The organism is Pseudomonas sp. OTU5201 (genome assembly GCF_038440135.1).
Lineage (GTDB): Bacteria > Pseudomonadota > Gammaproteobacteria > Pseudomonadales > Pseudomonadaceae > Metapseudomonas > Metapseudomonas resinovorans.
Genome location: NZ_JASATC010000006.1, coordinates 39,111 through 52,719, shown reverse-complemented (window position 1 = coordinate 52,719; position 13,609 = coordinate 39,111). Strand labels below are relative to the sequence as shown.

Annotated in this window: 11 protein-coding genes; 9 read left to right on the top strand and 2 right to left on the bottom strand. The window is 65.7% G+C overall.

Features of this window, described 5'->3' with window-relative positions:
- Positions 1 to 4: 4 nt before the first annotated feature.
- Positions 5 to 2,782 (top strand): hybrid sensor histidine kinase/response regulator, encoded by a 2,778-nt coding sequence (locus tag AAHM40_RS05535; RefSeq protein WP_342243773.1) that lies wholly within the window; start codon positions 5 to 7, stop codon positions 2,780 to 2,782.
- A gap of 64 nt (positions 2,783 to 2,846) precedes the next feature.
- Here the strand turns inward: AAHM40_RS05535 and AAHM40_RS05530 are convergent, their stop codons facing one another.
- Complete coding sequence (locus AAHM40_RS05530) at positions 2,847 to 3,926, bottom strand: WD40/YVTN/BNR-like repeat-containing protein (protein ID WP_342243772.1); 1,080 nt, start codon at positions 3,924 to 3,926, stop codon at positions 2,847 to 2,849.
- Between the two features lie 21 nt (positions 3,927 to 3,947).
- On the bottom strand, positions 3,948 to 4,217 hold the full coding sequence (locus AAHM40_RS05525) for a MoaD/ThiS family protein (protein WP_342243771.1): 270 nt from the start codon (positions 4,215 to 4,217) through the stop codon (positions 3,948 to 3,950).
- Positions 4,218 to 4,356: 139 nt separating this feature from the next.
- Between AAHM40_RS05525 and AAHM40_RS05520 the strand changes: the two genes are divergently transcribed.
- From AAHM40_RS05520 to urtE, 8 genes are all read left to right on the top strand, one after another.
- On the top strand, positions 4,357 to 4,953 hold the full coding sequence (locus AAHM40_RS05520; RefSeq protein WP_028630720.1) for a MarC family protein: 597 nt from the start codon (positions 4,357 to 4,359) through the stop codon (positions 4,951 to 4,953).
- A gap of 211 nt (positions 4,954 to 5,164) precedes the next feature.
- Complete coding sequence (gene atzF / locus AAHM40_RS05515) at positions 5,165 to 6,958, top strand: allophanate hydrolase (protein WP_342243770.1); 1,794 nt, start codon at positions 5,165 to 5,167, stop codon at positions 6,956 to 6,958.
- 2 nt (positions 6,959 to 6,960) lie between these two features.
- Entirely contained in the window at positions 6,961 to 7,677 is a 717-nt protein-coding gene (locus AAHM40_RS05510) for a GntR family transcriptional regulator (protein ID WP_342243769.1), read from the top strand.
- A gap of 84 nt (positions 7,678 to 7,761) precedes the next feature.
- Positions 7,762 to 9,027: an urea ABC transporter substrate-binding protein gene (gene urtA, locus AAHM40_RS05505; protein WP_342243768.1), complete on the top strand. Its 1,266-nt coding sequence runs from the start codon at positions 7,762 to 7,764 to the stop codon at positions 9,025 to 9,027.
- A gap of 202 nt (positions 9,028 to 9,229) precedes the next feature.
- Entirely contained in the window at positions 9,230 to 10,798 is a 1,569-nt protein-coding gene (gene urtB / locus AAHM40_RS05500) for an urea ABC transporter permease subunit UrtB (RefSeq protein WP_342243767.1), read from the top strand.
- Positions 10,798 to 11,886, top strand: coding sequence for an urea ABC transporter permease subunit UrtC (gene urtC / locus AAHM40_RS05495; RefSeq protein ID WP_342243766.1), 1,089 nt, complete (start codon positions 10,798 to 10,800; stop codon positions 11,884 to 11,886). Before urtB ends, urtC begins: the two co-directional genes overlap by 1 nt.
- Positions 11,886 to 12,764 (top strand): urea ABC transporter ATP-binding protein UrtD, encoded by an 879-nt coding sequence (gene urtD / locus AAHM40_RS05490; protein WP_342243857.1) that lies wholly within the window; start codon positions 11,886 to 11,888, stop codon positions 12,762 to 12,764. The genes urtC and urtD overlap by 1 nt, the downstream gene beginning before the upstream one ends.
- A 102-nt stretch (positions 12,765 to 12,866) precedes the next feature.
- Positions 12,867 to 13,565, top strand: a complete 699-nt coding sequence (gene urtE, locus AAHM40_RS05485) for an urea ABC transporter ATP-binding subunit UrtE (RefSeq protein WP_342243765.1) — start codon at positions 12,867 to 12,869, stop codon at positions 13,563 to 13,565.
- Positions 13,566 to 13,609 lie beyond the last annotated feature (44 nt).

The following is a 13,609-nucleotide window of genomic DNA, read 5'->3' as shown; positions in this document are numbered from 1 at the left end:
GACCGTGCTTCGGCTCAGGATTGCCACAGGATTGATCGCCAGCCTGCTACTGGCCCTACTCTATCTGTCGCCCGCCCAGGCGGCGGAAGAGCGGCAGTGGAGCATGCTGCTCGACCCCAGCGCCGACCTGCAGCTGCAGGAAGTCCGCACCCAGCAGGCCCTCTCCCAGTTCACTCCGGTCGACCTCGACCAGCTCTACACCCCCGGCGGCAACAGCGCCCTCTGGCTACACTACCGGCTCCTGCCCAGCCAGCATGAACAGCTGCTGCGGGTCTTCGCGCCCTACCTGGCCTACCTCGACCTCTACGTCCTCAAGGGCGATGAGCTGGTCGCCCATACCCGCACCGGCAGCCGCCTGCCCTTCAGCGAGCGTCCGCTGCCCAGCCGGGATTTCCTCCTGCCCCTGCCGGTCCAGCAGGAGCCCCTGGACCTCTACCTGCGCATGGCTTCGGAACACGCCCTGCGCCCCACGGTGACGCTGCAGTCTTCGGCGCTGATGGCCGCCGACGATACCCGTCCGCTGCTCTTCGGGCTGATGCTCGGGGGCCTTGGCATGCTGGTTTATTACAACCTGGTGCGTTACGCCTACTCCCGTGCCGCCGTCAGCCTCTGGCTGGCCGCTGCGCAGAGCTGCCTGATCGTCACCAGCGTCAGCCTGCTGGGCATCAGTTCGCCCTGGTTGGGTGACTGGCAGAGCGCGCAACCGCAGATCGCCAATCTTTCCATGCTGATGGCCATGGTCTGCGCCCTGGCCTTCACCGTCAGCTTCTTCCACAAGGTCTGCCCGAACACGCCGCTGGCACTGCTGTTGCTGGGCGAGATCGTACTGATCTCCCTCACCGCCGCCCTGCTGCTGATCGTCACCGACCTGCAGTTCAACCAACTGGTGTATGGGCTGGCCGCCATCGCCAGCCTGAGCATGTTCGCGTACGCGTTGGTCCACTGGCACCAGGGCTACCACCCGGCGCGGCTGTTCAGCCTGGCCCTGGGCGTGTTCTGCGTGGCCATCCTCGGCGCCCTGCCGGCGCTGTTCGGCTACTGGCACCTGCAATCCGACTGGCTGGCCTACACCCTGCTGGCAATCTCCACCGTCAGCGGCGTGTTCCTCAGCATGGCCCTGAGCGAACGCCAACGTCGCCTCCAGAACGAAGCCTTCAGCGCCAGCCGGGCCCTGGCCGCCAGCTCCGCCGAACTCAAGGCCAAGGGTGAATTCCTCGCCAAGATCAGCCATGAAATCCGCACCCCGATGAACGGTGTGCTGGGCATGACTGAGCTGCTCCTGGGGACGCCGCTGTCGGCCAAGCAGCGCGACTACGTGCAGACCATCCACAGCTCCGGCAACGAACTGCTCACCCTGATCAACGAAATCCTCGACATTTCCAAGCTGGAATCCGGCCAGATCGAACTGGACGACGTGCAGTTCGACCTCAACGCCCTGATCGACGACTGCCTCGACATCTTCCGTGCCAAGGCCGAACAGCAGCGCGTTGAACTCATCAGCTTCATGCAGCCCCAGGTGCCCCGCGTGATCAGCGGCGACCCTACACGCCTGCGGCAGATCCTCCTCAGCCTGCTCGACAACGCCTTCAAGCAGACCGACGAGGGCGAAATCCTCCTGGTGGTGGCGCTGGACAACAGCTCGGCCCGACCCCGCCTGCGCATCGCGGTGCAGGACAGCGGCCGGCCCCTGGAGGCCGGCGAGCGCGAAGCCCTGCTCAACGCCGAATTGCAGAGCAGCGACTTCCTCGCGGCGTCCAAGCTCGGCGGCCGCCTCGGCCTGGTCATCGCCCGACAACTGGCGCGCCTGATGGAGGGCGAGTTCGGTATCCAGAGCGGTTCCGGCCAGGGCAGCACCCTCTGGCTGACCCTGCCCCTGGACAGCCAGCACCTGGAACGCCCCGTTGCCGACCTCGACAGCCCACTGGAAGGTGCACGCCTGCTGGTCGTGGACGACAACGACACCTGCCGCAAGGTGCTGGTCCAGCAATGCAGCGCCTGGGGCCTGCAGGTCAGTGCCGTACCGTCCGGAAAAGAGGCCCTGGCCCTGCTGCGCACCAAGGCGCACCTGCGCGAGTACTTCGACGTGGTCCTGCTGGACCAGGACATGCCCGGCATGACCGGCATGCAGCTGGCGGCCAAGATCAAGGAAGACCCGAGCCTCAACCACGACATCCTGATCATCATGCTCACCGGCATCAGCAATGCGCCGAGCAAGATCATCGCGCGCAACGCCGGCATCAAGCGCATTCTCGCCAAGCCGGTGGCCGGCTACACGCTGAAGACCACGCTGGCGGACGAGTTGAACCAACGCAAGGCCGGCGGTGCCATCTCGCTGCCGGGCTCCCAGATCAGCGAACCTATCCACGTCCCCAATGACTTCCGCATCCTGGTGGCCGAGGACAACAGCATCTCCACCAAGGTCATCCGCGGCATGCTGAGCAAGCTCAACCTCGAGCCGGATACCGCCAGCAACGGCGAGGAAGCCCTGAGCGCCATGAAGAACCAGCACTACGACCTGGTGCTGATGGACTGCGAGATGCCGGTACTGGACGGCTTCACCGCCACCGAGATGCTGCGGAACTGGGAAAACCTGGAACAGCGCCCGCGCACGCCGATAGTCGCCCTCACCGCCCACATCCTCAGCGAACACAAGGAACGCGCCCGTCAGGCCGGGATGGACGGCCACATGGCCAAGCCGGTGGAGCTCTCGCAACTGCGCGAACTGATCGAATACTGGGTAGCCGAGAAGGAAATGCGCGAGCGGCATGCGATGCATAGCTGACACTTGGCGCTAGCGCACTTCAATGGTGGGCTGAAGCCCACCCTACAATTCCACGCTTCCTGACCTAGCCGAATCTCACCGCGAAGATCGGCGGCAGGTGCCCCGCCACCAGGTTCCAGCTATCACCCTGGTCCTCCGACACCCATAGATGCCCGGTGGTGGAGCCCATCACCAGGCGCTGGCCGCTCTCATCCACATCCAGCCCGTGGCGATACACCAGGTCGTAGCAGAGCTGTTGCGGCAGGCCCTGCTCCAGTACGTCGAAGCGCTTGCCACCATCACGGGTGCGCGTAACGCTTAAACGCTGGTCGGCGGGGACGCGACATTCATCCTTCACCGCCGGCACGAACCAGGCACAGTCCGGCTCGGAGGGGTGCACCGCAACGGCGAAACCGAAGGTAGACGGGCCGGCCTGCGGGATCTCCCGCCAATTCAGCCCACGGTCGTCGCTGACGAAGATGCCGTTGTGGTGTTGCACCCAGAGTCGCTCCGGATCAACTGGGCAGGCCACCATGCGGTGCGGGTCCTGGATGTCCGGCTCCTCGGCACGCTCTGGCGGCATGTACGCGGCGCGCATGCCACGGGTGCGGTAGCTCCAGCTCGCCCCCTCGTCCTCGCTGTGCCAGACGCCACCGCAGGACACAGCCAACGTCAGGTGCCGGCTGTTGCGCGGGTTCACGCAAATGGAGTGGATACCCGGCTGGTCATAGCCACCCCCGAACCAGTTGGCCCGCTCCGGGCGCTGCCACAGGCTGTCCACCAGGGCCCAGGAACTGCCACGGTCGCGGGACCTGAACAAGCCACCGGGAATGGTCCCTGCCCACAGGGTGCCAGGCTGGTCGGAGCCGCCAGGCTCCAGGCACCAGATCATCTCAACCGACGGCCCGTCCTCGCCCTCCGCCACCTGCGGAAAGGCCGGGGCGGCGATCTCTTCCCAGTTGAGTCCCGCATCGACCGAGCGCCACAGCTTGGGGCCGAAGTGGCCCAGGTGCAGGGCAGCGTAAAGGTGCCCATCGCGCGGATCGGCCAGCAGCATGCTCACCGGTTCGCCCAGGAAATCCTGACGCGCCAGGCGCCAGCCATCACCTTCAGGCTCGAAACGCAGCAGGCCTTTGCGGGTCGCCACATGGATGCATCGGCTCATGGTCCTTCTCCTTGCGCCGGCTCAACCGCCGGACAGCGCCTGGACGACGAAGATGTCGCTGGCCGCTCCCACCGGGTCGCTGAGCCGGCGGCGGTCACTGACCTGCTGGGCGTCGACGAATACCGTCACATGCCGGCGCAGGTGACCCTGGTCATCCAGCAGGTAGCTGCGCAGCCGTGGATTGGCGGCGAAAGCGGCCTCCAGCGCCTCGGCCACAGAAACGGCCATGACATCCAGCTCGGGGACATCGAGGTGACGCTGCAGGTTGGGGGTGAAGCTGATGTGCGCCATCAACGGCTCCCTGCGCGACGAAACGACCCAGTGGGAGAAGGTATAGCCGACCCCGGTGGCGCGGTTATAGTTGTGCGCCCAATGGCAGGGCAGCCTCTACACTGAGGAGCGGCCCTCGCAGTCACGAACGGATGCCCCCATGCTCGAAAGCCTTTCCAGCCTGTACCTGAAGATGCTGGTGCTCTATAGCCCCTTCTTCGTGCTCTCCTGCTTCATCAGCCTGACCCGTGGCTACACGGTGAAGGAGCGCAAGAGGCTCGCCTGGAAAGTCGCCCTCGGCACCCTGGTCGCCAGCGCCCTGCTCTATCTTTTTGGCCAGGCCATCTTCAATGTCTTCGGCATCACCATCGACGCTTTCCGCATCGGCGCCGGTACCGTGCTGTTCATCTCCGCCCTCGGCATGGCCCAGGGCAAGCCGGCGGTGCAGGCGGACAACGTGCAGCAGGATGTCACCATCGTGCCGCTGACCATCCCCCTCACCGTCGGCCCCGGCACCATCGGCGCCATGCTGGTGATGGGCGCGGGCCATGTGCATTGGGACGACAAACTCACCGCGCTGTTCGCCATTGCCATTGCCAGCGTAACGGTGGGCGCCATTCTCTATCTCTCCGACCATATCGAACGCCTTCTCGGCGACCAGGGCCTGCAGATCGTCAGCCGGCTGATGGGCCTGTTCGTCTGCGCCCTGGCCGCGCAGATCATCTTCACCGGGGTGAAGAATTACCTGGTGCTGTAGCTTCGTGCTTAATGCCCAACGCGGCGTTGGGCTTCGCGCTGCACCAACCTACGTCCCGATCCCCTGCCCATGCCCCGGCGCGGTGCGCATCGAGGCGCACGGAGAACATCGCGAATAGGCCATGAGCCTTGCAATGGCGGGGCTTTCCCGGATCTGGCACCACCTTTGCTCAAGGGAATTCCAACTTGGATACAAGATGGAATTCCAGAGCATGTCCGACGCCCCCAACGCCTTTACCCTGGCCGACTGGCAACAGGCCTACCGCGATCAACTGCAACCCGCCGACCTGCTGCACGCCCTGCGCCAGCGACTGAGTACGGAGGACAACGCCTGGATCAGCCTGGCCAGCGCCGAACAGCTGGACGCCCAGCTCAGCGAGCTCGCTGACCTGTTGGCCGCCGCCGAGGATCGAATGGAGAGCCTGCCGCTGTACGGCGTGCCCTTCGCCATCAAGGACAACATCGACGCCGCCGGCTGGACCACCACGGCCGCCTGCCCCGCCTTCGCCTACCCGGCCAGCGAGGATGCCACGGTGGTCGCCCGTCTGCGCGCAGCCGGCGCGATCGTCATTGGCAAGACCAATCTCGACCAGTTCGCCACCGGGCTGGTGGGCACCCGCTCGCCCTACGGCGCGGTGAGCAATGCCTTCAACCCCGAGTACGTCAGCGGTGGCTCCAGCTCCGGCTCGGCCTCCGTGGTCGCTCGCGGCCTGGTGCCCTTCTCCCTCGGCACCGACACGGCCGGCTCCGGCCGGGTGCCCGCCGGCTTCAACAACATCGTCGGGCTGAAACCCACCAAGGGCTGGCTGCCCAACACAGGGCTGGTTCCGGCCTGCCGCACCATCGACTGCATTTCGGTGTTTGCCCTGACCGTCGCCGATGCGGACACCGTGGCGCGCATTGCTGGCGGCTACGACGCCCGCGATCCCTACTCGCGGAAAAACCCCAACAGCGCCCCAGTCGGCATGCGCACCACACCAAGATTCGTCGTCCCGGATGCGCTGGAGTTTTTCGGTGACGAGCAGACCCGCGCCGTCTTCGAGACCGCCCTGGACGGGCTCCGCGCCCTCGGTGCCGAGATCACCCCGATCGACTTCAGCCCCTTCCGCCAGCTGGCCGAGCAGCTTTACCAAGGCTCCTGGGTGGCCGAGCGCACCGTGGCCGTCGAGGGCGTCGACCCTGCGCACATCGACCCGGTGGTGCGCGGCATCGTCGAGAACGGCCAGAACTACAGCGCCTGCGACGCCTACAAAGCCGAGTACCTGCGGGCCGACCTGGCGCGCCGGATCAACCTGGCCCTGGAGCCCTTCGATGCCCTGGTAGTGCCCACCTCGCCAACCATCCGCCGCATCGCCGAAATGGCCGAAGAACCGGTGCTGTTCAACGCCCAGTTCGGCACCTACACCAACTTCACCAACTTCTCCGACCTCAGCGCCCTCGCCCTACCCGCCGGATTCCGTGCCGACGGGCTGCCTGCCGGCATCACCCTGCTCGCCCCGGCCTGGCACGACGCCGCCTTGGCCGCCTTCGGCAAGCGCTGGCAAGCCAGCCTCGGCCTGCCGCTGGGTGCCACCAATCGGGCCCTGCCGGCACAGGCGCCGGCCAAGCAGGCTCCTGGCTGCGTGCGGGTGGCGGTAGTGGGGGCGCACCTCAGCGGCATGCCGCTGAATTTCCAACTCACCAGCCGCGACGCAGTACGGGTGGAAGAAACCCGCACCGCCGCGGATTACCGCCTGTTCGCCCTGCCCGGTACCGTGCCGCCCAAGCCGGGCCTGGCCCGCAGCCAGGACGGTGCGCCGCTGATCGTCGAGCTTTGGGACATCCCCCTGGCGCGCTTCGGCGAATTCGTCGCCGAGATTCCTCCGCCGCTGGGCATCGGCAACCTGCAGCTGGAAGACGGACGCTGGGTGAAGGGCTTCATCTGCGAGCCCTACGCGCTGGAAGGTGCTCGCGACATCACCGGCTTCGGCGGCTGGCGCGCCTTCATCGCCAGCCAGCAGCGCTGACCATGCAGCTCGCCAGCACCAGTAACGGGCGCCGCGAGCGCCCCGACAGCCTCGCCGGGCGCATCTACGCGAGGCTCAAGACCGAGATCAGCGAGTTCCGCCTGCTGCCCGGCGACCGCTTCAGCGAAGGCGATGTGGCCGAGCGCATGCAAGCCAGTCGCACGCCTGTACGCCAAGCCCTGCACCGCCTGGAGCGCGAGGGCTACCTGGAGGTGCGTTTTCGCAGCGGCTGGCAGGTGAAGGCTTTCGACTTCGAACATTTCGAGGAGCTGTACGAGCTGCGCATCGTCCTCGAACTGGAAGCGGTACGCCGCCACTGTGCGCGCCCCACGCAGGAGCAACCCGAAGCACTGCAACGGCTCAGTCGCACCTGGTTGGTGCAACCGCAACCACAAGACGGCTTCGAAGTGTCGCGCCTGGACGAGGACTTCCACTGCCATCTGGTGGAAGCCGCAGGCAATCGCGAGATGGCCCGTATCCACCGCGAAGTCAGCGAAAAGATCCGCATCATCCGCCGCCTGGACTTCACCCAGGCGCCCCGCATCGGCGCCACCTACAGGGAGCACGCAGCGATTCTCCAGGCCATTGGCGAGCGAAAGTGCGAAGAGGCACAGCAATTGCTGAGGACCCACATCGAAACGAGCAAGGCCGAAGTACGCAAGATCACCCTGCACATGTTGCACAGCGCTCGGCAAAGACCGCAGCCAGCCCAAGGGTGACGAGGAAGACCCTTTGAAAACTGCCCGGATAAAAAGCCAATAAACGCAGTAATTTCAAATACTTGTGAGAATGGAGACCGACCCATGCAACGTCGCAGCCTGATCAAGGCCTTCACCCTTTCCGCATCCATTGCCGCCATGGGCATGTCCTGGACTATCCAGGCGGCCGAGACCATCAAGGTCGGCATCCTGCACTCGCTGTCCGGCACCATGGCGATCTCCGAGACCTCGCTGAAAGACATGGCGCTGATGACCATCGACGAGATCAACGCCAAGGGCGGCGTGAACGGCAAGCAGCTCGAGCCGGTGGTGGTCGACCCAGCGTCCAACTGGCCGCTGTTCGCCGAGAAGGCCCGCCAGCTGCTGACCAAGGACAAGGTGGACGTAGTCTTCGGCTGCTGGACCTCGGTCTCGCGCAAGTCCGTGCTGCCGGTCTTCGAGGAGCTCAACGGCCTGCTCTTCTACCCGGTGCAATACGAGGGTGAGGAACTCTCCCCCAACGTCTTCTATACCGGCGCCGCGCCAAACCAGCAGGCCATACCGGCCGTGGAATACCTGATGAGCGAAGACGGCGGCAGCGCCAAGCGCTTCTTCCTGCTGGGCACCGACTACGTCTACCCGCGCACCACCAACAAGATCCTGCGCAGCTTCCTGCACAGCAAGGGCATCGCCGACAAGGACATCGAAGAGGTCTACACCCCCTTCGGCCACAGCGACTATCAAACCATCGTCGCCAACATCAAGAAGTTCTCCGCTGGCGGCAAGACCGCAGTGATCTCCACCGTCAACGGCGACTCCAACGTGCCCTTCTACAAGGAACTGGCCAACCAGGGCCTGGAAGCCACCGATGTGCCGGTAGTGGCCTTCTCGGTGGGCGAAGAGGAACTGCGCGGCATCGACACCAAGCCGCTGGTGGGCCACCTGGCCGCCTGGAACTACTTCGAGTCGGTGGATAACCCGGTCAACGATAAGTTCGTCGAGCAGTGGAAGGCCTATGCCAAGGCCAAGAACCTGCCCAACTACCAGACCGCCGTGACCAACGACCCGATGGAAGCCACCTACGTCGGCATCCACATGTGGGCCCAGGCCGTCGAGAAGGCCGGTACCACCGAGGTCGGCAAGGTCCGCGAAGCCCTGGCCGGCCAGTCCTTCGCCGCGCCCTCCGGCTACACCCTGACCATGGACAAGACCAACCACCACCTGCACAAGCCGGTAATGATCGGTGAAATCCAGGAAGACGGTCAGTTCTCGGTGGTCTGGCAGACCGAAGGCCCGCTGCGCGCCCAGCCCTGGAGCCCCTTCATCCCCGGCAACGACAAGAAACCGGACTATGCGGTGAAAAGTAACTGAGCTGAATGACGTCTGGGGAATCCGAGCGAGGCCTGGCATCCCTCACCCCCTCCCCTCTCCCAGAGGGAGAGGGGTGACGCAATGCCGAACACCGAGTATTCCCCGCGACTCCGGACAGTTCCCCTCTCCCTCCGGGAGAGGGGCTAGGGGTGAGGGCTGTGTCCGTTGGCACAGATCCATGCCCATAAAGCAGGACCACCCAATGCCAAAAGCCTTCTACCGACTTCTCCTCGCCCTGGCCCTGCTGCTTCCCCTGGAAGCCCAGGCCGGCGACGCCAACGACTTCGCCGCCGTCAATCCGGCACAGCAGGCGAAGCTCCTGGAGCGCTGGGCCGCCGAGCCCGACGCTGCGCGCCAGCCGCTGCTCGATGCCCTGCAGCAGGGCCGTTTCGCCATCGGCGACAAGCTCGCCTACCTCGAACAGGACGGCGCCTACCAAGCCGCCGAAGGTGATGCCGCCCCCGCTGCCGCACCGAAGAAACTGCGCCTGAACAATCGCCTGCGCGGCCTTCTGATCAGCGCCCAGGCCAGCCACCAGTTGCTTGCCGCCGAACCCATCGTGCGCCTGGAGGCCGCTCGCCAATTGCAGAAAAGTGCCAAGCCCGCGCAGTTGGCCCTGCTCAACCAGCGCATGGTGGCTGAAGAGGATGCCGGCGTGCGTGACGCCCTCTCCCTCGCCCTGGCCAATCTGCAGCTGGTCGACCCGGACCCGGCCATCCGCCTGAATGCCGTGCGCCTGCTCGGCGAAACCGGCGATCCGCTGGCCCGCACCCGCCTCGAAGCCCTGCTCGACCCCAGCGTGGAAACCGATGCCAGCGTACGCACCGCTGCGGAAACCAGCCTGGCACAGGTCAAGCGCCGGCTGCTGGTGGGCGAGCTGCTCGGCCAGGCCTTCAGCGGCCTGTCTCTGGGCTCCATCCTGCTGCTCGCCGCACTGGGCCTGGCCATCACCTTCGGCCTGCTCGGGGTGATCAACATGGCCCACGGCGAGATGCTGATGCTCGGCGCCTACACCACCTACATGGTGCAGCTGGGCTTCCAGCGCCTGGCGCCGGAGATGCTGGCCCTGTATCCGCTGGTGGCGCTGCCCGTGGCCTTCTTCGTCACTGCCCTGGTGGGCATGGCGCTCGAACGCACGGTGATTCGCCACCTCTATGGCCGGCCGCTGGAAACCCTGCTGGCGACCTGGGGCATCAGCCTCATCCTGATCCAGTTGGTGCGCGTGATCTTCGGCGCGCAGAACGTCGAAGTGGCCAACCCCGCCTGGCTCTCCGGCGGTGTGCAGGTCCTGCCCAACCTGGTGCTGCCATATAACCGCATCGTCATCATCGGCTTCGCCCTCTTCGTGGTGGCGCTGACCTGGCTGCTGCTGAACAAGACCCGTCTCGGCCTCAACGTCCGCGCGGTCACCCAGAACCGCAACATGGCCGCCTGCTGCGGCGTACCCACCGGCCGTGTCGACATGCTGGCCTTCGGGCTCGGCTCCGGCATCGCCGGTCTCGGCGGCGTGGCGCTGTCGCAGGTCGGCAACGTCGGCCCCGACCTCGGTCAGGGCTACATCATCGATTCGTTCCTGGTGGTGGTGCTGGGCGGCGTCGGCCAACTCGCTGGCAGCGTCATGGCCGCCTTCGGCCTCGGCGTGGCGAACAAGATCCTCGAACCGCAGATTGGCGCCGTGCTGGGCAAGATTCTGATCCTGGCGCTGATCATCCTCTTCATCCAGAAGCGCCCGCAGGGACTCTTCGCACTCAAAGGCAGGGTGATCGACTGATGACTCAACCCCTCAACCAGACCCTGCTCGCCCGCGCCACGACCACCCTCGGCCCGCGCACCTCGCTGGCCATCGGCAGCCTGGTGCTGGCGGTTTTGCTGGCCCTGCCGCTGCTGCACCTGCTGCCGGCAGACAACCCGCTGCAGGTTTCGGCCTACACCCTGACCCTGGTGGGCAAGATCCTCTGCTACGCCATCGTCGCCCTCGCCCTGGACCTGGTCTGGGGCTATGCGGGGCTGTTGTCCCTCGGCCATGGCTTGTTCTTCGCGCTCGGCGGCTACGCCATGGGCATGTACCTGATGCGCGAAGCGGCAGGTGACGGCCTACCGGCCTTCATGAGTTTCCTCGCCTGGACCGAACTGCCCTGGTATTGGGCCGGCACCCAACACTTCCTCTGGGCCATGTGCCTGGTGGTGCTGGCACCCGGTCTGCTGGCCCTGGTGTTCGGCTTCTTCGCCTTCCGCTCGCGGATCAAGGGCGTGTACTTCTCGATCATGACCCAAGCGCTGACCTTTGCCGGCATGCTGCTGTTCTTCCGCAACGAAACCGGTTTCGGGGGCAACAACGGCTTCACCGACTTCCGCCGCATCCTCGGCTTCGACATCACGGCGCCGGGCACCCGTGCCGTGCTGTTCCTCGCCACCGTGGTCCTGCTGACGGGCAGCCTGCTGCTCGGCTGGCGCCTGGCGCGGAGCAAGTTCGGCCGCGTGCTCACCGCCCTGCGCGACGCCGAGAACCGCCTGATGTTCTGCGGCTACGACCCGCGCGGCTACAAGCTGTTCATCTGGGTGCTGTCAGCCGTGCTCTGCGGCCTGGCCGGCGCGCTCTACGTGCCCCAGGTGGGCATCATCAACCCCAGCGAGATGTCGCCCACCAACTCCATCGAGGCGGCGGTGTGGGTTGCCCTGGGCGGGCGCGGCTCGCTCATCGGCCCGCTGCTCGGCGCAGGCCTGGTCAACGGCATGAAGAGCTGGTTCACCGTGGCCTTCCCGGAGTACTGGCTGTTCTTCCTCGGCGCCCTGTTCATCCTCGTCACGTTGTACCTCCCCAAAGGCGTGATCGGCCTCGTCAGAAAGGGAGATAAATGATGCGTGCAACCCCGGTACCCGAACTCATGCTCGAACCCGCCTTCGACCCCAACCGCGATGCCGGCAGCGGCCGCGATGCCGGCAGCGGCCGCGATGCCCTGGGCCTTGGCCATGTTGCCGGCCAGGGCCTGGATGTTCGCCACGGCACCCTCCTCACCCTGGAAGACATCAGCGTCAGCTTCGACGGCTTCAAGGCGCTGCGCGACCTCAACCTCTACATCGGGGTCGGCGAACTCCGCTGCATCATTGGCCCCAACGGCGCCGGCAAGACCACGCTGATGGACGTGATCACCGGCAAGACCCGCCCCGATACCGGCAAGGCCTGGTTCGGCGAAACCCTCGACCTCACCCGCATGAGCGAAGTGGAAATCGCCCAGGCCGGCATCGGCCGCAAGTTCCAGAAACCCACGGTGTTCGAAGCGCTGTCGGTGTTCGAGAACCTGGAGCTGGCACAGAAGACCGACAAATCCGTCTGGGCCAGCCTGCGGGCGAAGCTGTCGGGCGAGCAGAAGGACCGCATCGACGAGGTGCTCGCGGTGATCCGCCTGGAAGCCTCGCGCAATCGCCCGGCGGGGCTGCTGTCCCACGGCCAGAAGCAGTTCCTCGAGATCGGCATGCTGCTGATGCAAGACCCGCAACTGCTGTTGCTCGACGAGCCGGTGGCGGGCATGACCGACGCCGAAACCGAGTTCACCGCCGAGCTGTTCAAGGGCCTCGCTGGCCAGCACTCGCTGATGGTGGTGGAACACGACATGGGCTTCGTCGGCTCAATCGCCGACCACGTCACCGTGCTGCACCAGGGCCATGTGCTGGCCGAGGGCTCGCTGGCCGACGTGCAGGCCAACGAACAAGTGATCGAGGTCTACCTCGGCCGCTGAAGAAACAACACTCGTAGGGTGGATGACGCTTTTCTCATCCACCGCCTTGCAGGGTGGATCGATGAAGCGCGATCCACCCTACGCAAAGACAAGGACATCGACATGCTGACAGTCGACAAGCTCCACCAGTACTACGGCGGCAGCCACATCCTCCGTGGCCTGTCGTTCGACGCGAAGATTGGTGAAGTCACCTGCCTGCTCGGGCGCAACGGGGTGGGCAAGACCACCCTGCTGAAATGCCTGATGGGCCTGATTCCGGCCAAGGAAGGCGCGGTGAATTGGGAAGGCCGCGCCATCACCGGTTTCAAGCCGCACCAGCGGGTGCACGCCGGCATCGCCTACGTGCCCCAGGGCCGCGAGATCTTCCCGCGCCTGACGGTGGAAGAGAACCTGCTGATGGGCCTTTCCCGCTTTTCCGCCGGCCAAGCCAAGGCGGTGCCGGAATCCATCTACGAACTCTTCCCCGTGCTGCGCGAGATGAAGCACCGCCGCGGCGGCGACCTCTCCGGCGGCCAACAGCAGCAGCTCGCCATCGGCCGCGCCCTGGCCAGCCAGCCGCGTCTGTTGATCCTCGATGAGCCCACCGAAGGCATCCAGCCCTCGGTGATCAAGGAGATCGGCGCGGTGATCCGCAAGCTCGCCGAGCGCGGCGACATGGCCATCCTGCTGGTGGAGCAGTTCTACGACTTCGCCGCCGAACTGGCCGACCAGTACCTGGTGATGAGCCGGGGCGAAATCATCCAGCAGGGACGTGGAGAAAACATGGAAGCCGAGGGCGTGCGCGGCCTGGTGACCATATGATGTACCCGAACCTTTGCACCGCGTGGGTTACGCCGCTTCGCGGC

What these genes read in the sequence shown, in the direction of transcription:
- AAHM40_RS05530 (WP_342243772.1), bottom strand. Translation starts at nt 3,926, where the DNA reads ATGAGCCGATGCATCCATGTGGCGACCCGCAAAGGCCTGCTGCGTTTC.
- atzF (WP_342243770.1), top strand. Translation starts at nt 5,165, where the DNA reads ATGTCCGACGCCCCCAACGCCTTTACCCTGGCCGACTGGCAACAGGCC.
- urtC (WP_342243766.1), top strand. Translation starts at nt 10,798, where the DNA reads ATGACTCAACCCCTCAACCAGACCCTGCTCGCCCGCGCCACGACCACC.
- urtA (WP_342243768.1), top strand. Translation starts at nt 7,762, where the DNA reads ATGCAACGTCGCAGCCTGATCAAGGCCTTCACCCTTTCCGCATCCATT.
- urtB (WP_342243767.1), top strand. Translation starts at nt 9,230, where the DNA reads ATGCCAAAAGCCTTCTACCGACTTCTCCTCGCCCTGGCCCTGCTGCTT.
- urtE (WP_342243765.1), top strand. Translation starts at nt 12,867, where the DNA reads ATGCTGACAGTCGACAAGCTCCACCAGTACTACGGCGGCAGCCACATC.
- AAHM40_RS05510 (WP_342243769.1), top strand. Translation starts at nt 6,961, where the DNA reads ATGCAGCTCGCCAGCACCAGTAACGGGCGCCGCGAGCGCCCCGACAGC.
- AAHM40_RS05520 (WP_028630720.1), top strand. Translation starts at nt 4,357, where the DNA reads ATGCTCGAAAGCCTTTCCAGCCTGTACCTGAAGATGCTGGTGCTCTAT.
- AAHM40_RS05525 (WP_342243771.1), bottom strand. Translation starts at nt 4,217, where the DNA reads ATGGCGCACATCAGCTTCACCCCCAACCTGCAGCGTCACCTCGATGTC.
- urtD (WP_342243857.1), top strand. Translation starts at nt 11,886, where the DNA reads ATGCGTGCAACCCCGGTACCCGAACTCATGCTCGAACCCGCCTTCGAC.